The organism is Mastigocoleus testarum BC008 (genome assembly GCF_001456025.1).
Classification (GTDB): Bacteria; Cyanobacteriota; Cyanobacteriia; order Cyanobacteriales; family Nostocaceae; genus Mastigocoleus; species Mastigocoleus testarum.
Window position 1 is genome coordinate 40,787 of the sequence record NZ_LMTZ01000149.1, and the last position, 23,589, is coordinate 64,375.

18 protein-coding genes and 1 tRNA gene are annotated in these 23,589 nt (G+C 36.1%); 10 read left to right on the top strand and 9 right to left on the bottom strand.

All coding sequences use genetic code 11. The annotated features are described in order from the left end of the window. The first annotated feature begins 60 nt into the window (after window positions 1-60). Both BC008_RS40010 and BC008_RS40015 read left to right on the top strand, forming a co-directional pair. Complete coding sequence (locus BC008_RS40010; RefSeq protein WP_027841740.1) at window positions 61-780, top strand: precorrin-2 C(20)-methyltransferase; 720 nt, start codon at window positions 61-63, stop codon at window positions 778-780. A gap of 239 nt (window positions 781-1,019) precedes the next feature. Then, the gene (locus tag BC008_RS40015; RefSeq protein WP_027841741.1) at window positions 1,020-2,588 is read left to right on the top strand and encodes a hypothetical protein; all 1,569 of its coding nucleotides are present in this window, start codon (window positions 1,020-1,022) and stop codon (window positions 2,586-2,588) included. Window positions 2,589-2,846: 258 nt separating this feature from the next. Here BC008_RS40015 and petE read toward each other — a convergent pair whose 3' ends face one another. From petE to era, 6 genes are all read right to left on the bottom strand, one after another. Then, the gene (gene petE / locus BC008_RS40020; RefSeq protein WP_027841742.1) at window positions 2,847-3,266 is read right to left on the bottom strand and encodes a plastocyanin; all 420 of its coding nucleotides are present in this window, start codon (window positions 3,264-3,266) and stop codon (window positions 2,847-2,849) included. Between the two features lie 522 nt (window positions 3,267-3,788). Beyond that, window positions 3,789-4,280, bottom strand: coding sequence for a photosystem II cytochrome c-550 (gene psbV / locus BC008_RS40025; RefSeq protein WP_027841743.1), 492 nt, complete (start codon window positions 4,278-4,280; stop codon window positions 3,789-3,791). Window positions 4,281-4,594: 314 nt separating this feature from the next. Then, window positions 4,595-5,428 carry a carbohydrate ABC transporter permease gene (locus tag BC008_RS40030; RefSeq protein ID WP_027841744.1) on the bottom strand — a complete coding sequence of 278 codons (834 nt, stop codon included), beginning with the start codon at window positions 5,426-5,428 and terminating at the stop codon, window positions 4,595-4,597. Continuing rightward, entirely contained in the window at window positions 5,428-6,264 is an 837-nt protein-coding gene (locus BC008_RS40035; protein WP_153009741.1) for a carbohydrate ABC transporter permease, read from the bottom strand. The genes BC008_RS40030 and BC008_RS40035 overlap by 1 nt, the downstream gene beginning before the upstream one ends. Window positions 6,265-6,479: 215 nt before the next feature. Next, window positions 6,480-8,453, bottom strand: coding sequence for a S9 family peptidase (locus tag BC008_RS40040; protein WP_235596009.1), 1,974 nt, complete (start codon window positions 8,451-8,453; stop codon window positions 6,480-6,482). A gap of 755 nt (window positions 8,454-9,208) precedes the next feature. Continuing rightward, the gene (era, locus tag BC008_RS40045; protein WP_027841747.1) at window positions 9,209-10,168 is read right to left on the bottom strand and encodes a GTPase Era; all 960 of its coding nucleotides are present in this window, start codon (window positions 10,166-10,168) and stop codon (window positions 9,209-9,211) included. Between the two features lie 2,263 nt (window positions 10,169-12,431). Between era and BC008_RS40050 the strand changes: the two genes are divergently transcribed. Both BC008_RS40050 and BC008_RS52380 read left to right on the top strand, forming a co-directional pair. Further along, window positions 12,432-13,097 (top strand): LabA-like NYN domain-containing protein, encoded by a 666-nt coding sequence (locus tag BC008_RS40050; protein WP_027841748.1) that lies wholly within the window; start codon window positions 12,432-12,434, stop codon window positions 13,095-13,097. Between the two features lie 99 nt (window positions 13,098-13,196). Next, window positions 13,197-13,331 (top strand): hypothetical protein, encoded by a 135-nt coding sequence (locus BC008_RS52380; protein ID WP_268768285.1) that lies wholly within the window; start codon window positions 13,197-13,199, stop codon window positions 13,329-13,331. 620 nt (window positions 13,332-13,951) lie between these two features. On the opposite strand, the gene BC008_RS40055 is transcribed toward BC008_RS52380, so the two are convergent. Then, the gene (locus BC008_RS40055; RefSeq protein ID WP_027841749.1) at window positions 13,952-14,443 is read right to left on the bottom strand and encodes a hypothetical protein; all 492 of its coding nucleotides are present in this window, start codon (window positions 14,441-14,443) and stop codon (window positions 13,952-13,954) included. 368 nt (window positions 14,444-14,811) lie between these two features. Between BC008_RS40055 and uvrB the strand changes: the two genes are divergently transcribed. The 4 genes from uvrB to BC008_RS40075 all read left to right on the top strand — a co-directional run bounded on the left by uvrB (window position 14,812) and on the right by BC008_RS40075 (window position 20,081). Further along, on the top strand, window positions 14,812-16,809 hold the full coding sequence (gene uvrB / locus BC008_RS40060) for an excinuclease ABC subunit UvrB (protein ID WP_027841750.1): 1,998 nt from the start codon (window positions 14,812-14,814) through the stop codon (window positions 16,807-16,809). A gap of 552 nt (window positions 16,810-17,361) precedes the next feature. Further along, a complete protein-coding gene (locus tag BC008_RS40065; RefSeq protein ID WP_027841751.1) occupies window positions 17,362-17,886 on the top strand; it encodes an LptA/OstA family protein in 525 nt (174 codons plus the stop codon). Between the two features lie 35 nt (window positions 17,887-17,921). Continuing rightward, entirely contained in the window at window positions 17,922-18,650 is a 729-nt protein-coding gene (gene lptB, locus BC008_RS40070) for an LPS export ABC transporter ATP-binding protein (protein WP_027841752.1), read from the top strand. Window positions 18,651-18,956: 306 nt separating this feature from the next. Continuing rightward, complete coding sequence (locus tag BC008_RS40075) at window positions 18,957-20,081, top strand: LptF/LptG family permease (protein WP_027841753.1); 1,125 nt, start codon at window positions 18,957-18,959, stop codon at window positions 20,079-20,081. A 170-nt stretch (window positions 20,082-20,251) separates the two neighbouring features. Here BC008_RS40075 and BC008_RS40080 read toward each other — a convergent pair whose 3' ends face one another. Both BC008_RS40080 and BC008_RS40085 read right to left on the bottom strand, forming a co-directional pair. Then, window positions 20,252-20,875, bottom strand: a complete 624-nt coding sequence (locus BC008_RS40080; RefSeq protein WP_201026225.1) for a CP12 domain-containing protein — start codon at window positions 20,873-20,875, stop codon at window positions 20,252-20,254. Window positions 20,876-21,510: 635 nt separating this feature from the next. Continuing rightward, a tRNA-Ser gene (locus BC008_RS40085) sits at window positions 21,511-21,597 on the bottom strand. Between the two features lie 258 nt (window positions 21,598-21,855). Between BC008_RS40085 and BC008_RS40090 the strand changes: the two genes are divergently transcribed. After that, window positions 21,856-22,758 carry an RnfABCDGE type electron transport complex subunit D gene (locus tag BC008_RS40090; RefSeq protein ID WP_027841755.1) on the top strand — a complete coding sequence of 301 codons (903 nt, stop codon included), beginning with the start codon at window positions 21,856-21,858 and terminating at the stop codon, window positions 22,756-22,758. A 178-nt stretch (window positions 22,759-22,936) separates the two neighbouring features. Next, window positions 22,937-23,589: DUF2330 domain-containing protein (locus BC008_RS40095; protein WP_153009743.1), on the top strand; the 653-nt coding region annotated here is incomplete at its 3' end.

The following is a 23,589-nucleotide window of genomic DNA, read 5'->3' on the forward strand; positions in this document are numbered from 1 at the left end:
TTTTTTGTATTTCTTTATTAAGAATATAAACTTATAGGTTAATTTTACTAACGTGTGCCAATGCCAATAGGCAATTTTTACGGTCTGAGCGTAGGAACCGGCGATCCAGAATTAATTACTGTTAAAGGATTACGAATTTTACGAAATTCTCCAGTGGTAGCATTTCCTTCTGGTTTACAAGGCAAACCCGGAATCGCGGAAAAAATTATTAGTCAATGGTTGCAACCAGAACAAATACTGTTACCTCTGAACTTCCCCTATATCCAAGACGAACAAATCCTATTAAATGCTTGGGAAGAAGCAGCAAAACTTGTTTACGAATGTTTAAAAACTGGTCTAGATGTGGTTTTTGCCTGTGTTGGGGATGTCAGTTTCTACAGTACATTTACATACTTAGCGCAAACATTGAGAAGACTCTATCCTGATGTAACAGTTGTGGTGATACCAGGAGTTTGTTCTCCAATGGCTGCTGCTGCTGTATTAGGTATACCTCTCACAGTCAAAGATGAAAAATTAGCAGTTTTACCAGCCATCTATTCAATGAGCGATTTTGAAACTGCATTGGAGTGGGCTGAGGTTGTTGTACTGATGAAAGTTAGCTCTGTATACGCTAAAGTTTGGAAGATTTTGCAACAACACGACCTGCTAAAATCAAGCTTCATAGTAGAAAAAGCAACTTCAGAGGAAATGGTATTGCATCCCGACTTAACCAATTTAAGTAACTTGAAATTACCTTATTTTTCAATTTTGATTGTGCAATTACAATCTGGATATTTTTAAGATTCATGATTTTGAAAGCAAAATCACATCCATGTAGACTGAATCCCAGTAGTATATAAATTAAACTAATAAAATAACGACCAAAATACTCTTAAACGTGTTCTGTTTTCAGTATCTTTATAAGAAGTTATTATTTGTAGAGGGGTGCTCCTCCTCAGCCATTGTTGGAAATAATTAAGAACTTTAGACAATAAAATTACACAATTTCCATAGAGCCGAGTGAACGAAAACAAGTTACTATGTCTTACGTCTCATTGCTGAAAACCATACCAGATTTTTTTAGTCAACCTGTAGGGATAGCGGCACTAGCATCCGTTGGTATTCATGGTGTCATTGCTTTTCTGCTGCCCTTAATGCCGGTAGAGACAAAAAAAACCAAAGAAGTCAAAATTCCGAAAACTGTTGGACTTGTTGAACTCGACCAAGCCGATCGGCAACGTATTCCTCAAACAAATTCGACAAACGTAACGCCTAATCTACAGCCCAATATCCAAACGGCTGTCCAATTGCCTGAATTTGCAACAAAAGCCACTCCGTTACCAAGATTAGCTCCTCCTCCATTGGTAACACCTCCAGTTGCTTCGAATCAAATCATGCCACCTTTGCCTGTATCACGAAGTGAATTGGGAATAGATCCACTACCCAAAAATCGGCAAGTTAAAACAAGACAAAGTAATCCCTTTCGTATACGTCCAGAAGATAGGTTTGGAGCTAAAAAATCTTGGAGTGCTAGTAGACCGGAACTTAATTTTGAGGATCCTGTTAAGAATTCCAATGCTGGAGCGAATCAGAAGCTAAGAGCAAAAGTAGCCACTGGAACTAATACTAGGAATAACACTCAAAAAGATTTACAAGCTAGTTTACCTAAGGTAAATCCAGCTGCAATGCCTGCTGGGTTACCAGGAAAACCAATTCCGGTTTCTGGGGATGTTACTTCTGTTAGTGCTTTACCTCGGGGTAACCAAGTTTTAAATGACTCGTCAAGGGGATTTAATGTCACAAATAATACTAATCCTCTGACTTCTGGAACAAGATTGGTTACGGGAGTAACAAATTCACCACAGGTAAATAACGTTCAAACAGCCCAGGTCAAAGTTAAGTCTCCATCTCGGAAGAAAGTCATTACTGAACCCGAACTTATTGCTAGGGCAAAACAGATTACTCCCAACATTCAAATGCAAGCGGTTCCACTGCAACCCAGTCTTGACTTACCAACAGGTGAAAAGGCTACCAATGTTAAGGGAGGTTTAGTTGTTGATGGTGATGGTAAAATTAATTACTTTGAGTTATTAGACAAATCAGTATCATCTAATCTCAAAGTTGCTATCAGAGACTACTTCAAAAACTACTTCCAGAAAAATCCAATCAAGGCAACTGGAAAACCTAAGTATTTTTCTTTTAATGCTGTTTTCGAACCTAGTGACACCCTAAATCTCCGCGAACGTTTGCGTGCTATTAAAGACCAACGGGGTTTAAAAGTTAGTCCTTCACCAAGTGGTGCAGTCCCTGGTAGCAGAATTACTAACACAGAAAAATTATCTTCATCACCAATTGTTATTCAATCGGTAGTTAGAACAGACAAAGCTACTGATAATCCTGGAAATAATCAAACTTCTTATAATCAAACTTCTCAGCCGGGGTTTTTATCTCAGCGTTCACTAATTATTCCAGAGAATAGTAAAGGTAATTTAGAAAACCGTACCCAAGTCTCATCTTCTTCCAAAGAAAACCAGAGAAATTTGATTTTGCGGCTTCGCAAACTACGAGAGCAAAGACAAATAAAAACAAAAACCTCAGATTTTCAATAATCTCAGGTCATAGGGTTCGATTATTAAGTTTGATTAGTTAGTCATGTGGTGGTTCCAAATCCATCTCTTTATTATCCGTACCGTTAGGGTAAAGCATTATAAAAAATAGAATTCGGAACCACTTACCAAATTTTTTTGTATGCACTTAAATCGGAGATGAGGTATCGAATATCCCAATCCTATTACGTGCAAACAAAAATTATTTCTGTTGGACTAAACAAGTTACCACTAAGGTCAAGAAGTAAGCATTAATAACTGTTAACCTTCAACTACGACCTTACCAACCATACCAGCACCGCGATGGGGTTCGCAGTAAAAAGTGTATTCGCCAGCAGGAGCATCAGCAGGTATAGTAGTTTCAAATTCTTGACCTGGGCTCATTAGTAATTGCTTATGAGAAAGTTCTTTTGCTAGATCGGCACTTTTCGCAGGGTTTTGGGTTTTGTCAAAAACCACATTGTGGGGAGGAACTTTATTATTTACCCACTTGATGGTGTCACCAGGCTTGACTGTTAGTTTGGAAGGTTCAAATGCCAACATTCCTTTGTCATTGCCAAGCTTGATTGTGTATGTTTCGGCTGCAGCACTATCTACGAATACAACAAAGCTGCTGACAAAGAAGAAGATAGCACAAATAGCTAAACCAATACGTTGTAGATTTGCTGCAAATAATTTCATAAAACCTCTCGGAAGTGTTGAAATCCTAACTCTTGGAAGCAGGGTGGAAAAATTTAAATTTTTCAATATCATTCATTGTAAATAAAATTGACCAAAATATGACGCTTTGTCATAGATAGAAATTTTTTTTTAATGATTGCCTACAATTGTGAAGCTGAGATCGCGATCCTAAACTCGTGGAATTGGGAGTGGATGCTCGGGGATCGGGGTTCAAAAGTCAGAACATAGCGGTAAGTTCACAACCTGGCAGTTGAGGTATCGCTTTAGAGTAAGATGTCGTTGAAGAAGCTTTTGACTAAACTCAATAAATATAAATACTTTACGCTGGAGCAGAAGGGCGTCGGCAGAGCCTCTGACTAACGTCACGCCGGGCTAACCGTTAGCCACTAGCCGCTAACAGAAACCCCAAATAGAAAAGCAGAAGAATGTAAATCTGTGTTAAGATATTACCTCCTGCTGCTTTATTGAATATACCTAGGCTTAATCAAAAAAGTTTATAAATGTACTTTGACCTTTGTAAACCTAGAAGTATATTTTGCCACCACCCCATCTTTTACCAACAACCTTAGGTTGCAAAAGGATGTAACCTGCGATTGCTTCAAAGTCTTCTTCATTTAGGTTTCTCATTTCTGTGAAAATATCTGCACTTTTCATACTGGGGTGCAATTCAGAAATTTCAATTTCACCATCATAGGTAGTGGGATTTTTCATATAATCCACAAGCCCTTCAATGTTGTTCCGAGCAGGTGTAGCTAAAGCCAGAGTTTCTGGATCTAGCCCAACGTTCTGGTTAGTTTTGGTTACACCACCAAGATGACAATCGGCACAAGCGAATCTGAACAACCGCTTACCTTCTTTAATCTGTTTCAGACTTAGGACAACATCATCACCCTTATCATTTAAAGGTACCGTGCGTGTAGCTGTATCTAATTCTACTGCTGTTGCACTACCCAGGCAAAACTGAAATGTTAATAATAAAGTAGCTACAAAAATGCCAACTAGTTTTCTAAACATATTTCCCCTTAAGGATTTCGACTCTCAACACAGCAATGAATACCAGCGAGACTTAATCTTTTGAGTGTTAACTATTCTTGTTAACTGCTAATCGATCGATGACTGATTCTTTATTAACTGATTAATTCAGATTAAGCTGCTTTTATACAATTATCACGTGAATAGTGCAATTTGTTGCCCAAACTACCAGGATATCTTGTCTTAAGTATCTGTGATGGGGAGGTAAGGGAGAGTAAAAAAACTTAGATTAACAGTATTTTTCTTATTGCTTTGCTTTTAAGTTACTTTTTTCTCTCAGTAATTTGCGTCTTATTTTAACCTTTACCACCTGTAAATTTTACACTTTGAATAAAATACCGATTGAAAAAGCTATAGATTATTAAAACCGGTAATGTGAATACCATTGAAGCCGCCATGATGTAATTCCAATAGCTGATATATTGACCTTTGAAAGTGTTAAGCCCCAAAGGTAGGGTAAACATTTCAGGGTCGAACAGAATCACCACAGGTAATAAAAAATTATTCCAGCTATTCATAAAAACAAAAATTGCTTGGGCTGCTAATGCGGGTTTGGCGAGGGGAAGAACTATGTGGCGAAAAATTCCGAAGGTTGTCAAGCCATCAAGTGCTGCAGCTTCTTCTAATTCCCGAGGAAAATTCACAAAAAATTGTCGCATCATAAAAATAAAAGTAGCATTGACCATCCCTGGAACAATCATCCCCTGATAGGAATTAAGCCAGCCAAAGGCTTTTAAAATCAAGAAAGTAGGAATTAATGTTACCTGGACTGGTACCGCTAAAACTGCCAAAATTAGCAGAAACCAAAAACGTCTTCCAGTAAAACTCAGTCGAGCTAGGGCATAACCAGCCATTGAGTTGAAGAGTAAATTAGAAACTGTAATACTAATAGCTATAATTACGCTGTTTAGTAGCCAACGAAAAAATAAAGGTTCTTGGAGAAAAATTTGTTTGTAATTATTGAGAGTGAAGTGTTTTGGGAAAAAATTGGGTTCCCCACCAACTATTTCCGACAGGGGTTTAAAGGAAGCAGAAAATGCCCACAAAAAAGGAATGAGGGTGAGAATTGCATATAGAGCCAATACTAAATAAAGTATTATCTGTACCCAGGAAATACTCAGACGCTTAATCACACGCCTTCACCTCCGAATAACCGTCTCCCAAATAAAGTAACTATGATGATTAATATCGCTAATAAGAAAGCGATCGCTGCAGCGTACCCCATTTGCAAGTGACGAAATACAGCTTGGTATATTAATAAAACTATTGTTAATGTGGCATTGTTAGGACCACCCGTACCACCAGAAAAAATATAAGATTGGTCAAATAATTGGAAAGTACCGATGATACCGATCGCCACCACAAAAAATGTCACTGGCTTGAGCACGGGAATAGTGATATGAATAAACTTTTCCCACCAATTAGCACCATCTAATTCTGCAGCTTCATATAATGTCCTAGGTATATCTTGTAATGCTGCTAGGTAAATAACCATATAGAAAGGAGCAGTTGACCAAATATTCATCATCATGATGGCTTTGAGGGCTACGCCAGGATCGCCTAACCAGTTGTAAGTGGGTAGTCCTAAAGCAGTAAGCAAATCATTTAATAAGCCATTGGTGTTATAAATCCACATGAAGATGAGAGTCAGTACAGCGGAAGAAGTCACTGTGGGTAAAAAGTAAAGAATGCGCCACCAGTTTTTACCGCGAATCCCAGAATTAAGGGTAACAGCTAAAATGACTGCCAAAATTGTTTGTGCGGGGACAACAATGACAACATACTCTGCTGTATTTTTTAGGGCGATCCAAATTCGTTCATCATCAACAAGTTGAGTAAAGTTACGAACGCCAACAAACTGATACTCAATACTGCCCAGTAATTTTACATTATGCAAGGAAAGAAAAACAGCAAATACAATCGGCAACACTACAAAAATTCCTAGTATTAGAATAGTTGGTGCCATAAAAAAGTAGGCAGCCAAATTTTCTGTAATGTTGTACTTCCTTGGAAAGGGAGAAGTTTTCACTGTGAGAAGTACTTAATTATGATGTTAAATATCATATTGAATTTTGTACCACTGTAGGTCGATGTTTTTGGATTTGTTAAGTTCCTAAATCAAACTTTTTATTATCTCCAACCGTTTCTGTTTCGGTGATTTATAGTTGACTTTCAAGAATATTACTTAATAATTCCAGAATGTCCTGACGTATTGGTCATTGGTTCAATTCTTCCGCCTAAATACTTCCCCAAGAACTCTTCAACCTTTGCATAGAAATGCAGTCGATTTTGAGGACGCGTAAAACCGTGTCCTTCATCAGGATAGAGAATATATTCAACATTCTTATTAGCATTTCGCATCGCAACAACAATTTGTTCGCTTTCTACCTGTTTAACTCTTGGATCCTTAGCACCTTGTGCAATCAGCAATGGAGCTTGGATACGGTTGACAAAAAATAATGGTGAACGAGATTTGAGTAAATCCGCTTCTTTTTCTAAATTACCTACACGATAGTAGAATCTGGCTTTGACCATATTCCATTCAGCAGGAATACTTTCCATTAAAGTCAGCAAATTACTAGGACCAACCATATCAACACCAGCAGCAAACACGTTGGGTGTGAATGTTAAGCCAACTAAAGTTGCATAACCACCATAAGAACCACCCATGATTGCGACTTTTTTTGGATCTGCAATACCCTGAAGAATTGTCCAGTTCACTCCATCAATCAAATCTTCATGCATTTTTCTTCCCCATTCTCTGTTACCAGCATTGAGAAATTTTTTCCCGTATCCAGTAGAACCCCGGAAGTTAATTTGTAAAACTGCATAGCCACGATTTGCCAACCATTGCACCATGGGATTGTAACCCCAGGTATCTCGAATCCACGGTCCTCCGTGGACTAGCAATACTGTAGGTAGTTTATTTGGTGAAATTCCAACGGGTGTTGTCAGATAACCACGAATCCTGAGCCCATCGCGGGACCGATAGGATATTGGTTGCATTTGTGCAAGTTTGACATTTTCTAGAGCGGGCTTATTGCTAAACAACCGCTGACTTTTTTTAGTAACTCGGTTGTATTTATAATAATGTGTTGGTCCATTATCTGCGTTATAAGCTACCAACCATATTTTGTCTGCAAGGTCGCGGTCGAGTATGCGAAACTCACCGCCGTGAATTTTTGATAGAGCCTGAAAATCAGCAGTAATACTTTTGTCTAATACTTGCCATTGCAATTTATCTTTATAAAATCCAACAGCCTGGACGTATCGCTTTGTTGGGTGAATAAAAGTAGCATTAACGTCGTATTGTAAATTTTGAGCAATAATACTTTCTTTCCTGGTTTTCAAGTTCAATGCCGAAAGTCTAATTGTTTCAGCATTGTGATTACCTAAAATATAAAGTACTTTCCCATTCTCGGAAAATCCTAAGGCTGTACCGCTCTCATCTGGACCCCAACTACGAATGACTTTCCAGGGTTTTTGATAGTTATCTTTAATCGATAAAGTTGAGCCACCATCGGGAGTCATTCCTATCGCCGCACGTACTTTAAACTCCGCATCCGCAATTGTGTGAATGAAGTTACCAGTATTTTTCACCCTCAAGGTTGTTTTACCTGTTTTGAGGTTAACTTGATAAACATCATGTTTACGTTTATCCCTAATATTTAGACCTACTAATAATTGATAGGGAAATTTACGATCTAAAGCAATTATTCGTGCCTGGACATTTTTTTTGGGAGTTAAATTTGTAATTTTTCTAGTCTTGATATTTAGCGCAAAAATCTGGAAATTTCCATTATTATTTACATCTTGACTATAAATTATTTGCTCGTAATTATAACTCCATAAATAACTTCGAATGCAATATTTTTTATTGGTAGTTAAAATTTGATCGTTTGGTTTATCAATATTCCTAATCCATACTTGCAGTAAATTATTTTTATCCGGTGCCATGTATGTTATATATTTACCATCCGGTGAAATTTGTAGATTTAATTTATCTGGATTAGCAAACAAAGTTTCACGCTTAATTAATGGTGGCAAATTAGCCAAAGATAAACGAAGATTATTTGATATCTTAGCTGCTACTGATAAAGACAGAGGAAGTAACGACTTATACCTCCCATTCATTTCAAGTTTTGGATTTTGCATATTCATTAATATCCAGTTGGTAATAAAAATAAATGTTAGTTAAAAACCAATGTTTTTGAAGTTAGTTTTCAGACGTTTGTTGGTATTATGTTTTTAAGTATAATTATTTACGCTAAATTTTAATTACGAGTTATGCAAAACTTTCCTAAAAGAAGAATTTAGTAGAATTTGAAAATTTCACAGATTTTTCCCCAGGTTAAGTTGGCATCAACTCCGTTAATTTGGTGTATCTGTTGTCAGATTTTGCAATGTAATAGTCATTTTGTGAAATACTTTACAGAATCTTTAATTTATGTATGGGAACTACAGCTATCTTATATTGCTCTCAATTTAAACTAAATTGCCAAACTTTTTTCATAAAATGTTTTTACACGAGCAAAATATAATAATAATTCTAGATGAATTTATGCTTGCAAAAATCTTCCAGAGGCTTGATATGTGATACCTTTATAGTCAAAATAAATTACATCTTCGTACAAACTATATGCAAACCATATAACAGAATTAAGAATCCAAAATCCTATATTTACAAGTATTTCACTCCAAGTTCCAGCAAATTTATTCCGTACCTATTAGCTGGTAAACTGCCGTAGTCTCCGCGCTAAATAAAACCCGTCAGTCGGATATAAATTAAGAAAATCCGACAGTAAATTTCATCTACTGTCGCTCGAAAAACATAATTTTAGGTGATATAAAAATTCCCACCCCCAGTGATGATTTGGGGTTGGGAATTAATTCATTGATTATGAAAACTTCTACTCTTCAACACGATATCCTAATTCTGCTAAGCGAATCCGAGACTGACGCCACTTAGGTTGTACTTTTACAAATAGTTCTAAATATACTTTACCTGCAATTAACTTTTGAATCTGTTCTCGAGCGGCGCTCCCAATAGCCTTAAGCATATTACCACCCTTACCAATGAGTATGCCTTTCTGGGAATCACGTTCCACGTTAATAGTTGCGAGGACGCTAGTAATCGTTGGTGTTTCCTCAACTTTTTCAATTGCGATCGCAACCGAGTGAGGAATTTCTTCACGCGTCAATGATAATATTTGCTCGCGAATTAATTCACCCATAATAAAACGCTCTGGTTGATCGGTCACTAAATCGGGTGGATAATAAAGTGGTCCTGGCTCTATGTTTTGTATTAATAAATTTTGTAGTTCCGGAAGTCCTACTCCAGTTTTAGCTGAAAATTTAGTGGTCTGCCATTCTTGCGAGCGCGCCAAACTATAATAACTTTCATCCTGTTGGGAAGATAAATCCGGTTCTTGTTTGTCAATCTTATTTAACCCTAAAATTACCGACGTCGTGCTGCGACTTAGTAATTCTCCGATATAACGATCTCCTGTACCACAGGAAGCTGCTGCATCAACGACAAATAAAACAACATCAACAGATTCAATCGCTATTTTGGCATTTTGTACCAGAACTTTTCCCAACTGGTGATGGGGCTTATGGATTCCTGGAGTATCTACAAATATCAGTTGCGCTTCAGGTGTAGTTAATATGCCACGAAGGCGATTACGTGTTGTTTGGGCAACTGGAGATGTAATCGCAATTTTTTGCCCTACCAATTGATTCATCAAAGTTGATTTACCAACATTTGGACGACCAATAATTCCAATAAATCCAGATTTGAATCCAGGAGGAGATGAGGGAATAACCCCTTCTGACGAGCCTAATACTATGTTGTTCTCTATACTTTTCATTCGGAGTATCACTTTTATCTTTTATGAGCTGTAGCTCGTTATTTTGTGAAAAACTAGCAAATAAACTATAAAAATATTTTTTAGATTTAAGGTATCACGCTCTAAATATTAGTCTAATCCAAAAATAATAAATCTATTTAATATAGTGAAGTATATTCAATATAATAAAACTCAAAAAAATTCAAACATAAGTTATCATTTTTATATTTGCATTTACAGAAAATCTGTGGTTGATATTTTATCCTGTAATACCAACAGTCTCTAAAATTAACATATGTTTACAAAACAAAGCACTTTTTTGTGAATATTTTACTTTTGCATACTTAATCAATATATTTACTAAACTTGATTAGCCACTTTTTTAGAAAATACTTACAATATTCGTTCTCAGTTAAGAATAATAGAATAAAAGCGAATTCAGAAACAAAATCATATCACCTAACTGTAGTGCCATTTAAAGAGTACTTATATTTATCTATAAAATTTATTCGGGGTTATTTAAGCAAGTATCCAATAAAGCCGACTAATTGAGTGTTAGTCAATTTTAATGACATAATTTTAATCGGGCTGTTTACTCAAGTCATAAGGTGATAATTTTACCGGCCTGTTTAAGAATTAACTTGTCTCAATATGAATAACATTAGATTTTATCAATTATTCTTTTTATTACTACTTGAGAATAGAACCTGAAGTTTACCTTAACAAGGGGGATTTGGGGGGATTTAGGAGGATATGAAAATTCACAGCCTGAAATGTACAACTTTACGGAATAAATTATGATTATTAAATGCTATATTTAACTGAATTATTACAAATACATATTTATCTTGATATAAGACATCGATTATTAGTCAAACTATATAGTGATTAATCGTTTTGGAAGAAAATATCAATTAATTGTGTTAATTTACTTTTTTCACTAAAATAAAATTTTTGATATCGTTCTTCTCTAACAATTATTTTGCTAATTCAAGTTGAAACGCAAAAAATCATTCCTCTAGTAGTTGCACCGTATTTAGGAACTTTGTTTTTAATACTTAAAGCCATTTCATGTGATAAATTGAGCGAAGAAAGGCAGAATAAAGAAGACCTACTTATAATTAATATCAATAGTCGTTCTAAACTCTGTTCTTTTTAAAGGTAAGCCTTTCCTCGCACTTGCACCTGTATTTATTTCGAGAGCAGATTGCAATGTTTACAACCAGATATGTGTTAACGCTTGGTCATAGACAAAGGAATCACACAATCTCGGAAAAATTCAGTTTTTGATGACTGTTTTTTGTAACCCGATTTCTATAGGTGATTTGCTACAGAAATAGTTCCTAGTTAGATGCAACTCAACAACGTCCATGCCGTATAGTCACGTACGTTCGCGTAAAGCTAACAAGATTATCTTTTGTTTTAACTGCTACTGATTTATGTTCCTTGGAAATATCAAGACTTACGTCAACTCTCTAAATCAAACCTCATATTTTTGCTGGAGAAGCAGAAATTGTGTAGTAAGGTGCAGGAGATGAATAGGTACAATGTGGCTGTTTCCAACAAATTCCAGCCCATTCACTGAAATAAAATTAAACTGTAAGTCTTAAGTACAAAAATTTAGAAATCATCTTTTTTTTCAAGTACTGGTGCCTTTATTTAAGGACAACGGTTAAAATCTACGAAATTACTCGTCATGAAAAATGTTAAAAACACCTTGGTATCCTAAAATTCTTTTCTCATGTACCCTTACTTACATGCTTAGGCGGTGAAAGTTTGATTAAATATACATGACAAAATATTAATTTGATTTAACTTTTGTAAAGCATTTTGAATTTTATGGTCATTTCGTGGGGCAAAAATGTAAAAAATAAAAAAATATTAATTTTTTGAATAATTATCTACCATCATTCTTGCTGGCTAGTTAATTCCTTCTAGCTGGGTTAATATTGGGCTTTATTAGTTCGAATGTTAAAACAATCCAGATTTGGAGAATTCGAATTAGATCTTTCTAGATTTTAAGCAAATTCTTCCAAAATGCACCTTACGGTTAATAAAGATGTACCTTATGGTGAACGGGGACTTGAGTAAATACAAGCAAGAAAGACGAAACATTTTAGCCAATAAGCTTTTGGTTTATCTCTTTCACTTAACTTAATGAATTTATTATTTTGTGTAGATGACAGTCCTTCCAAAGTTGTCTCTAATCACTTATTTTCGATTAGAGCAACTTTTGCTACTTTACTTAAAATGACAATGATGTACTGAGGAGTCGTAAATTATTATGCAACTACTTCCACGACCTCAGAATGATAGCCAACCATCCGAAAAGTTGGACACTGAGCAACGTTTGGAACAACCAATGTTAAAAGTCATTGAAAAGCCGGAGATTACAACTAGTCCTAACATGATGCCGGCTCCAGCTCCGGGTTTAGGTTATCCTGAGGACTCAAGACTGCGTCAAAGAGTAGCGATTTTTATTGATGGCGCTAACCTATTTTATGCGGCAATGCATCTTGGTTTAGAAATTGATTACACTAAACTACTACGTTGTTTGACCAGAGAACGCCATCTGTTGAGAGCTTATTTTTATACTGGCGTAGATAGGACCAATGAAAAACAACAAGGTTTTTTGTTGTGGATGAGTCGTAACGGTTATCGGGTTGTAACCAAAGAACTTGTCCAGTTTCCTGATGGTTCTAAGAAGGCAAATCTTGATGTAGAGATTGCCATAGATATGATGAACTTTGCTAGATACTGCGATACTTTGATATTGCTGAGTGGAGACGGTGACTTAACTTATGTAGTAGATAACATCACGTATCAGGGTGTTCATGTTGAGGTAGTTAGCTTATCTTCTATGACAAGTGAAAGTTTGATCAGAGTAGCTGATTTTTACACTGACTTGGAGAATATTAAGGGAGAAATCCAAAAAGAACCTGGAAGTTAGCCTATGACCTATCATTTCTCTAAAAACTGCAACCAAGAGTGAAAAATTTATAGGGGATCTTGTGCCAGGTTCTTATGTATCCACGGCGGGGTATCGTATATGAATGCAGCAAATTTTTGCAGCGTTGTGAGGAATCATAAAATAGGGGTTTATCAAAAATCTCATGTTTTGCTCGTAGGCTTAGGAAAAAGTAAAAGTTACTATCCTGTAAGTAGCGAACAGAGAATTGCTTAAGTTAAATTACTTATTTTTTACTGTGGAGTGTTGTAAAATAATATATTATCCACCCCTCAAAAGCCGAAATTGCTATTTATAGTTGTCTGCAATGTATATTTAGATACTAAACACTGTAGAAATTAAAGACAAATAAATTTTCAGTCATCGCTGTGGGGTGTGCGGTGCGTACCAGTAGAGAGTTAATTAATTTAGCCCTCTATTCATAAATAATCCGCATCCATTGATAACCAGGATTCTTCACTCAGAACTACAGTTCAAGATAAATAAGTAAGTGGTTAAAGAGATTTGTTTTTTCCTTTTTTCTTCATTTATTTCAATGACGACTCTTAGGATTAAAAATTAATTTTCCACTGGCAGTGCTTTTACTTCACCGAAGCACAAGAGTGTCATAGTGGTTAACTCCCAATTGTTAATTGCTAACAAAAAATGCTTGTACTCACCAGTTTGTTTGGTATTGCTGTTGCGACTAAACTTATTTGGCTATAGTTCCAGTTCGAGAATGAGTACGTTCATAAATAAACAAAACCCGGTTTTAATAAGTAACCGGGTAATAAAAATTTATTTACCGTTCAAGGGTTTTCTGAGAACATAGGTTTGAAAAAACCAATAAAAAAAGTCTAGTCAAGAAAACCCATTAAGTTATAGCTGTCATCAATTTCATTTGATGCTATTGGTCGGTTACCCATCACAGAATAGGTTTCTGATAATTGGATATTACTCGCAGCAATTGGACGAATTCCAGAAAGGTTCATTGTATCCACAACCTGAATGGTATTCGCAGCAATTGGACGAACTCCCATTAGGTTAACTGTTTCTACTACTTCCAAGGAACTAGTACCAATGGGACGCGCTCCTGCGATGGCCATAGTTCCAGCGACTTCGAGGTCGCTCGAAGCAATTGGGCGAGTCCCAGCAACGATTAATTTACCGTTTTCTTCGTTTTTGGGCTTAGATTCTTCGTTTGCGGACATGTTAGCAGCTTTTCCTCCCTCATCATCTTTATTCAAAGCTTCACTTGAATTCTTTTCTACTTCCACTTTTAATTCTTCCTTATTTTGAGTCGGTTTTTGCCTAGAACTTGCTTTTTCTTCATTGCTGCTAACGCTCATAAGCTAATACCTCAAAATTGATAAATGAATTTTACTTAGGTTTTGAAAATGAAAATTTTGAAAGATTGAAATTTTACTTAGTTTATTAAATTTTAACTTTAAAAATCCTTGACTATATATAAGTATCTTCAAGTTTGATACATAAGTCAAACTTAATGATTAATATTTGTAAAGATTATTGTCTGTTTCTACTATTTTCAGACTGTCGATACCAATTCTAAATGAATTGCTTCACTTAGAAAAAATCAGCTTTAAGGGAGTCAGAGGTTAGAAAGTTAAGAATAGGAAAGAAGTCAGGATTCAGTTTTGCTCTAAAGAGTAACAGTATTCGTTACGATGAGAAGAACTAAAAGCGTCTTAGAAATTCGATGGTAGACTTTTCTTTGCAAGCTCCTTTTCAACCAACAGGCGACCAACCAAAGGCAATAGACCAACTTATTGATAGTATTAACTTTGGAAATCGTTTTCAAACTTTGCTAGGAGCTACTGGTACCGGAAAAACTCACACAGTAGCAAGAGTAATTGAGAATATTGGTAAGCCAACTTTAGTATTAGCTCACAATAAAACCCTTGCGGCTCAACTTTGTAATGAATTACGGGGATTTTTCCCAAAAAATGCCGTCGAATACTTCGTCAGTTACTACGATTATTATCAACCAGAAGCCTATATTCCCGTCACCGATACTTATATTGAAAAAACTGCACAGATCAATGATGAAATTGATATGTTACGACATTCTGCAACCCGTTCTTTATTTGAACGTCGAGATGTTGTTGTTGTAGCGTCAATTAGTTGTATTTATGGCTTAGGAATGCCAACAGAATACCTCAATGCAGCTATTCCCTTTGGGGTGGGAATGGAAGTAAACCAACGCGAAGTTATTAGAAGTTTGGTATCAGTTCAATATAACCGTAACGATCTAGAAATGGGACGGGGACGCTTTCGAGTTCGCGGGGATGTTTTAGAAATTGGACCAGCATACGAAGATAGAATTATTCGAGTGGAATTTTTTGGTGATGAGATTGATGCGATTCGTTATGTCGATCCAATCACAGGAGAAATTCTTCAGAGTTTAGAAGCAGTAAATATCTATCCCGCACGTCACTTTGTCACTCCCAAAGACCGTTTGGAGGAAGCTTGCACTAATATTCAAACTGAATTAAAACAACACAAAGCCCAATTAGAAGAAGTCAGTAAATTACTCGAAGCACAGCGGATCGATCAACGCACTCGCTATGACCTAGAAATGTTACGGGAGGTCGGTTATTGTAATGGAGTGGAAAATTATTCCCGACACTTAGCTGGAAGACAACCGGGAGAACCACCAGAGTGTTTAATTGATTATTTTCCTAAGGATTGGCTATTAGTCATAGATGAGTCCCATGTTAGTGTTCCCCAATTGCGGGGTATGTATAATGGCGATCAAGCTCGGAAAAAAGTATTAATCGATCATGGTTTTCGGCTCCCTAGTGCTGCTGATAATCGTCCTTTAAAAGCTGAAGAATTCTGGTTAAAAGTAAATCAGTGCATTTTTGTTTCTGCAACTCCAGGGAATTGGGAGATCGAAGTATCTGATGGTAATGTTATCGAACAAATTATTCGACCTACAGGTGTAGTGGACCCTGAAATTTTTGTACGTCCTACCGAAGGTCAAATTGATGATTTATTAGGTGAGATTAAAGACCGGATTGACCTGGATGAACGAGTATTAATTACTACCTTAACTAAGAGGATGGCAGAAGATTTAACTGAATATCTAGAAGAGAAAAATATTCGAGTTAGGTATCTACATTCAGAGATTAATTCCATCCAAAGAATAGAAATTATTCAAGACTTACGGGAAGGCCATTTTGATGTTTTAGTTGGTGTTAACCTATTACGAGAAGGTTTAGACTTACCAGAAGTTTCTCTTGTTGCAATTTTAGATGCAGATAAAGAGGGATTTTTACGTACCGAACGTTCGTTAATTCAAACCATTGGTAGAGCGGCGCGTCATATCCGAGGACAGGTTATTATGTATGCCGATCGCTTAACCGATAGCATGAAAAAAGCCATTGAAGAAACCGAACGTCGCCGTAAGATTCAAACTGAACATAATCAAGAGAATAATATTACGCCCCAACCAATTATTAAAAAATCAAATAATGCTATTTTATCTTTCCTAGAAGTTTCCCGCAGAGTAAATCTACAGGATTTAGAAACTGTTGATGAAAATCTTAATGAATTACCTCTAGAAGATATTCCTGATTTGATTAATAAATTGGAAGCAGAAATGAAAGAAGCGGCAAAAAACCTAGAATTTGAGGAAGCTGCGAAATTCAGGGATAGAATTAAAAAATTGCGTGATAAATTAGTAGGACGTTAAATAGTTAATTTTTTGTTTATGGCCTTTTTATTTTTAGTAGCAATTAGAGATTAATAATTGGGAATTGGGAGTAAGTAAAATACGTAAAATATAAATAATGATAGATAAGATTTATGTTTGTTTTGGCTCTTTATTCGTACAATGATTTAAATTTTTAGTTTTCTATTTGCCTACCAAGTTTGTCATTTTTATGAGTAGAAATCTGAGTCTTGATTTAGCCTAACTCAAGTCAATATGTCACAATTTAAACCATTAAAATAGATTTTGCTGTGCTATATTTAACTTGCTTTTATTTCAAGTAAAATTAGGATTTTAAATTATGCTTAACACTATGATGTTTTGACATTAATAATTTCCCAACTGTCTTAAGGTTTACTTCTAAAATTTGACGCATCGATGAAACTTTAAAGTCCAGTCAAACGTCAATTGTGTCAAGCAATAATATAATGTGTGATTTAATCTAGATTGTGTTTCCATAGTCTAGATTAGTTATTTGTGAAAATTAAAATACGGATAGAAATACAAGTAAAAATAACTAAACTCCTAATTACTATGAAACTCCACTATCAGTTATCCAAATTACAAGTACATCGCTTTGGGTTGATTTTGATACTGCCAGTTGCACTTGTATGTGCAATGTCTTTCGATAATCCGTTACGTAACAGCAAACATCCCGTTCAACTGCAAAGTGCGATCGCACAACAGTCAGGTCAAGGTCAACCACTACAAATTGATGGTGACCTAATACAATATGATAGTAAAACTCAGGTAGCAACAGCCCGTGGCAATGTGCAAATGTTGTACAAAGCACGAGGTATTCGAGCAACAGCAGCCCAAGCACAATTGTTTAATCGCGAACGTCGCATCGTTCTTAGTGGTGATGTGTACATTTTGCAAAATGGTGCTAATAGTATCCGGGCTGAAGTTGTCACATACTTAATTGATGAGGGGCGATTTGTTGCTCAACCAAAAGCTAACCAACAAGTACGATCTGTCTACATCGTAGATGATGCTAACCCTAATAGTAACAATACTACAGCAGCACCTTCCACTCCTAGTTTCAAACGCAGAAATTAGTATTGAAAACTCAATAAAGGGTGTGTAAATTAGTTGTGAAAATTTTTTTAGATAATATACATAAATCTTACGGTAAGCGAGAGGTCGTCAAACGCGTTAATCTTTCAGTTGCGCAAGGAGAAGTGGTTGGTTTACTCGGTCCGAACGGGGCTGGTAAAACAACGACATTTTATATCGCTTGTGGTTTAGAAAAACCAAATCAAGGTACGGTTTGGTTGGATAAGCAAGACATTACTCCTTTACCTATGCACAAACGAGCCAGACTTGGTATTGGTTATCTGGCGCAGGAAGCAAGTGTTTTTCGTAACTTGAGTGTTCGGGATAATATCCTCCTAGTGATGGAGCAAACCAGCGTTCCATCCAGGGAATGGTCAAGTCGCTTGCAAACTTTAGTTGGGGATCTAAGCTTAGAAAAAGTCGCTAATTCTAAAGGTATTCAACTTTCTGGGGGCGAACGGCGAAGAACAGAATTAGCAAGAGCTTTAGCTGCGGGAAAGGATGGACCCAAATTTTTACTTTTAGACGAACCATTTGCTGGAGTCGATCCGATCGCAGTTTCCGAAATTCAAGAAATTATTGCTCAATTACGCGATCGCCATATGGGAATTCTAATTACAGATCACAATGTTCGCGAAACCCTTGCTATTACTGATCGGGCGTATATCATGCGTGAGGGAGAAATTTTAGCTTCAGGTACTCCAGAAGAACTATATGCAAATCCTTTAGTCAAACAGTATTATTTAGGCGATAATTTTCAAGCCTAGCAAGCACCGGATGAAAATAGTTCCATATTTTGCTTAAAAATTTTGTCTGTATGAGTCAGGGAAAAGGGAATAGGAAATGAAGAACAAAGAAAAGGTAATATAACTCGATAGTAAATATCTAAACATTTTACTATCTAAATATTTTACTTATCTGTTTATTTGTCATTTTTAATTAATTCCTATTGATTTAGTTCCTCATTCCCAATACCCAATACCCAATCCCCAATACCCATCCTCAGCAACTACTCACTAATGGCTAAACAAAAGTCCTTTTATACCCTAAATTCGCTACTACCATTTTCGATAATGGATCGATACCTTGCAAGCGAATTGCTACCACCATTTTTATTTGGTGTAGGGGCTTTTTCTTCTATTTTGGTATCAATTGGTGCTGTATTTGAACTAATAAGGAAGGTTGTTGAATCTGGTTTGCCCCTAACTCTCGCTGGACAAGTTTTTCTCTTAAGGCTTCCAGAATTCATAGTCTTAGCTTTTCCCATGTCCACACTCCTTGCGACTTTAATGACCTATAGTCGCCTTTCCAGTCAAAGTGAATTGGTTGCTTTGCGTGGTTGCGGGGTCAGTGTCTATCGAATGGTTTTAACTGCAGTAATACTGAGTTTATTTGTAACAGGTCTTACTTTTATTTTTAATGAACAAATTGCACCAGTAGCGAAATATCAAGCAACAATAACTCTTAATAAAGCTTTAAAATCAGAAAGACCCACGTTTAAGCAAGCAAATATAATTTATCCGGAGTATCGCAGAGTCAAACAAGAGGACGGTAGTAAAGAAAAAGTTTTATCCCGCTTATTTTACGCCGATCAATTTGACGGGAACCGAATGAAAGGTTTAACAGTGATTGATCGCTCCCAAGAAGGTTTAGAAACTTTAAGTCAAATTGTTATTGCAGATTCCGGTAAATGGAATCCATCGGAAAATGTCTGGGATTTTTATGACGGTACTATATATTTGGTATCTTCTGATAGTTCCTATCGTAATATAATCAAGTTTGAACACCAAAAACTCAAATTACCCCGAACTCCGCTAGACGTAGCACAAAAAAGCCGAGATTATGGTGAGATGAATATTGCTCAAGCTTTAGAGCAACTGGAAATTGAACGTCTCAGAGGTGATGATAGAAAGATTCAGAAACTCAAAGTTAGAATTCAAGAAAAGTTTTCTTTACCTTTCGTTTGTGTAGTTTTTGGGTTGATTGGTTCGGCGTTGGGAAGTGTACCCCAAAGAAGTGGGAAAGGTACAAGTTTCGCTCTTAGTATTGTAATTATATTCACTTACTATATAGTATCTTTTTTCGCTAGTGCTTTAGGACAAGCAGGTATTCTTTCTCCTTTTATGGCAGCTTGGACATCCAACTTTTTGTGTTTAGGTATCGGTATATTTTTATTGATGCGAATCGCAAAACGTTAGACATTTTTCAGTTATCAGTTACCAGTTATCAGTTAATGCGCTACCGCACACGCTTTGCTAACAGTTTTTGATTAGTGTTTCCCTGGTTTTTATTTTCTGTTCACTGTTCACTGATAACTGTAGCCCGTAAGGACGTGGCGTTGTGGCGTTAGCCATAAACTGATAACTGTTCAATCTTCATAATAAATACGACATTCTGGTGCATCTGGGTTTGCAGCACAGTATTCTTCAAAGGAAGCTTTGGTAGATATAATATTTTCAGCTTTTTGATGTATTGCTTGTGCTTGTAGTTCTTCAACTGCATCCCAAGCTGCAGTGCAGACCTTAGAACTAGCACCATAAATTGCACAAATAGTGCGAGCTTCTTCTACTGCTTTTTGAATTACTTCTTCAAACAAAATAGCTTTGGGACTATCAACAATATCATTTTTTGTAAGAATATCTGTAACTGAAATAATGCCTAGTAGTTCGCCTTGAACCACAGGTGCTGTGTGGATACCGGTATTAGCAAACATTTTAGCTACATATTCTATACCTAGGTCTGGGTTGATGATAATGCAGGGCTTAGACATAATTTCAAAGACCCTTACCTGTCTGGGGGATTTACCGTAAGCTGTTACCTTGTAGATAATATCTGTTTCCGATACTATCCCATAAGCATCATATTCATGGCAGCGCTCGATAATCAAAGCTCGTATTCCATGATTCTTCATCAATGTAATTGCTTCTGCAACAGTCGCTGAACCCTTTATCGTAACTACCTCCTTACTCATGATATCTTCGGCTTTCATCATTGCTCTAGCCTCCGGTTCTTAAACTAATTTGGGGTAATGATTAATTTGCTCAAGAAATTAGAACTTTTTTTGATTGATAATATTTAAGTATTTATAGTGCTATGTGCAAGTCAAAACATGTCTTTTAGATACGCTTTGCTAACAAAATATATCGCGTCTACGGTGGGGCGTTAGCATAGTAAAAGTTTATAAATCATAGCTTTTAGAATTTATAAATTTCTTAATCTTATTACATAGTGCGATATAATTTGGAGCTTAAGATTGAAAGCTCAAAATTTGAAGTGTAAAAATTGAAAGTTTAGATTGAAAATTTAAATTTGAACTTAAAATTTACTGCTGCGATTGTGTAATTATTTTGAAATAACTATTTTTGAGATGATTTTGCCAGAATTTGAATAAAATTAACTAAAATTTATAAATTTTCACTATGAATTGAGCAGTTTGAAATATTTGTTTTGAAGTATGTGGGTTGGGGTTTTCTATTAAGTTCCCTCTAGCTGCAATATTTCTGTTTGAAGATCGCTAGAGAAGGCATAGATAAACTCACTCAAATACTAACCACATTCATATGGTGAATAAATTAAGAATGATGACATCTATCTCAGGATTGGAGATGAAAGATAAAAAACTAAAAACGGAGAGGGGGGGATTCGAACCCCCGTTGACGTTGCCGCCAAAACGCATTTCGAGTGCGCCGCATTCAACCGCTCTGCCACCTCTCCAGACAAGAAATATTTAATTAAACCAGACCTAAGTCTAGAAGGAACTAAAAGTTCCGCATTCTATTCTAACAAGAGTATCACGAGTTGAGAATAACCAACATATTCTTTTTTCTAATTTGTTCCCTATCTATATCTAATGCTTAACAAGAGTTAATTTTATACTTGCACTTGGTAGCAAATTCTGTAACGAGAACAAGAAAAAGGGTATTTAAGCCTAAATTTAAGAAAAAATAGACAATTATCCAAAATAAACATGTAATGCTTTTTCAGGACCTTAGAGACTATCAAATTCTATTCCTCACTTTGTTTTTAGTCTTGGGGATTGGGACAAGAGATTGGACTGTGCGACCGGAATTAATTTTAATCGCTATTGCAACTTGCCTAATAACCCAATTGATATTTAGTCGAGGAAATGAGTCCAAGGGTGATAACTCAAATACTTCTAACTCAAATTTTTCTAGCTCAAATTCTTCTAACTCAAATTTTTCTAGCTTAAGTCTTTCTAACCCACGTTTCTTCTTAAATTCTAATTTTTCCATCCGCAGCGCCTTAATTACTTCCCTAGGGTTAAGTTTGCTTTTGCGTGCTGACCATTGGACAACTATAGCTATAGCAGCATTTAGTGCGATCGCTAGTAAGTTTATCTTTAAGGTAGGAAATAAGCATTTTTTTAATCCAGCTAATTTTGGCATCATTGCAGCACTGATATTAACCAATGATGCTTGGGTATCCCCAGGACAGTGGGGGGAAGATTGGTGGTATGCAATGTTATTTCTCGGTGCTGGTGGAATGATTTTGCAAAAAGTTGGTCGCTGGGATACTACAGCAGCTTTTTTGGGTGCTTATGCAGTTTTAGAGGGTATTCGTAATTTCTGGTTGGGTTGGACTTGGGATGTTTACTCACACCGTTTAATTAACGGATCTTTATTACTGTTTGCTTTATTTATGGTGACCGATCCTCGTTCAATTCCTAATTCTCGTATCGGTAGGGTTCTTTGGGCGATCTGCATCGCCACATTAACTTTTATTCTGAGGAATTATTTTTTGATGTCCACTGCTGTATTTTGGGCACTATTTTTACTTGCACCTTTAACAGTGCTGTTTGATGCTATCTGGTCTGCACAGCGATTCTCTTGGAATAATCAAGGAATTGGGGATTAGATATTAGAGATTAGACATTAGAGATCGGAAAGTATTAATTTCCTTTTCTACATCTATAAAAAATCAGCATTTGATGGAGTAGTAAAAAAGCAAAAGGGCTAACAAAATTAATCGAGAGTTGGGAATTTTATAAAAAGAAGTTTTTTCGTAAATATCAATCGAAAATTAAAAAATCAAAATGATACTCTCAATAAAACAAATATTTCGGGTATTAATTTCATTAGTACTAAGTTTTGTCGTACTGCTTTACTTTACCCCTGCAGCCTGGGCTTTTTGTGGATTTTATGTTGCTAAAGCTGATAGCAAACTATATAACCAAGCTTCTCAGGTTGTGATTGCTCGTAAAGACAATCGCACTGTGTTGACAATGGCAAATGATTATCAAGGTGACGTGAAAGACTTCGCCATGGTAGTTCCTGTTCCAACAGTGCTAAAAAAAGAACAAGTTAAAGTTGCAAAACCAAAAATTATTGAAAGGTTAGATGCTTTTAGCGCCCCGCGCTTAGTTGAATATTTTGACGAGGATCCTTGTAACCCAATTTTGTACGATGCCGCCGAATCTAGAGCTATACAAAATGCTGCTCCTCAAGCAGCAAGACGTTTTAAGAAAAACAATAATTTGGGCGTGACAGTAGAAGCCAAATTTAATGTTGGTGAATACGATATTGTTATCCTGAGCGCAAAAGAATCTAACGGTTTACAAACTTGGTTACGACGCAACGGCTACAAAATTCCTCGAGGTGCAGGAAGTTTACTACGACCTTATATCCGTCAGGGGATGAAATTCTTTGTTGCTAAAGTCAACTTAGATAAATTTGAGGAAAAAGGTTA

Coding starts and splice junctions, on each gene's coding strand:
- BC008_RS40010 (WP_027841740.1), top strand. CDS start 61: ATGCCAATAGGCAATTTTTACGGTCTGAGCGTAGGAACCGGCGATCCA.
- BC008_RS40065 (WP_027841751.1), top strand. CDS start 17,362: ATGAAACTCCACTATCAGTTATCCAAATTACAAGTACATCGCTTTGGG.
- BC008_RS40080 (WP_201026225.1), bottom strand. CDS start 20,875: ATGATGAAAGCCGAAGATATCATGAGTAAGGAGGTAGTTACGATAAAG.
- petE (WP_027841742.1), bottom strand. CDS start 3,266: ATGAAATTATTTGCAGCAAATCTACAACGTATTGGTTTAGCTATTTGT.
- era (WP_027841747.1), bottom strand. CDS start 10,168: ATGAAAAGTATAGAGAACAACATAGTATTAGGCTCGTCAGAAGGGGTT.
- BC008_RS40035 (WP_153009741.1), bottom strand. CDS start 6,264: ATGGCACCAACTATTCTAATACTAGGAATTTTTGTAGTGTTGCCGATT.
- BC008_RS40040 (WP_235596009.1), bottom strand. CDS start 8,453: ATGCAAAATCCAAAACTTGAAATGAATGGGAGGTATAAGTCGTTACTT.
- BC008_RS52380 (WP_268768285.1), top strand. CDS start 13,197: ATGAATGCAGCAAATTTTTGCAGCGTTGTGAGGAATCATAAAATAGGG.
- uvrB (WP_027841750.1), top strand. CDS start 14,812: ATGGTAGACTTTTCTTTGCAAGCTCCTTTTCAACCAACAGGCGACCAA.
- BC008_RS40055 (WP_027841749.1), bottom strand. CDS start 14,443: ATGAGCGTTAGCAGCAATGAAGAAAAAGCAAGTTCTAGGCAAAAACCG.
- BC008_RS40075 (WP_027841753.1), top strand. CDS start 18,957: ATGGATCGATACCTTGCAAGCGAATTGCTACCACCATTTTTATTTGGT.
- psbV (WP_027841743.1), bottom strand. CDS start 4,280: ATGTTTAGAAAACTAGTTGGCATTTTTGTAGCTACTTTATTATTAACA.
- BC008_RS40050 (WP_027841748.1), top strand. CDS start 12,432: ATGCAACTACTTCCACGACCTCAGAATGATAGCCAACCATCCGAAAAG.
- BC008_RS40090 (WP_027841755.1), top strand. CDS start 21,856: ATGCTTTTTCAGGACCTTAGAGACTATCAAATTCTATTCCTCACTTTG.
- BC008_RS40015 (WP_027841741.1), top strand. CDS start 1,020: ATGTCTTACGTCTCATTGCTGAAAACCATACCAGATTTTTTTAGTCAA.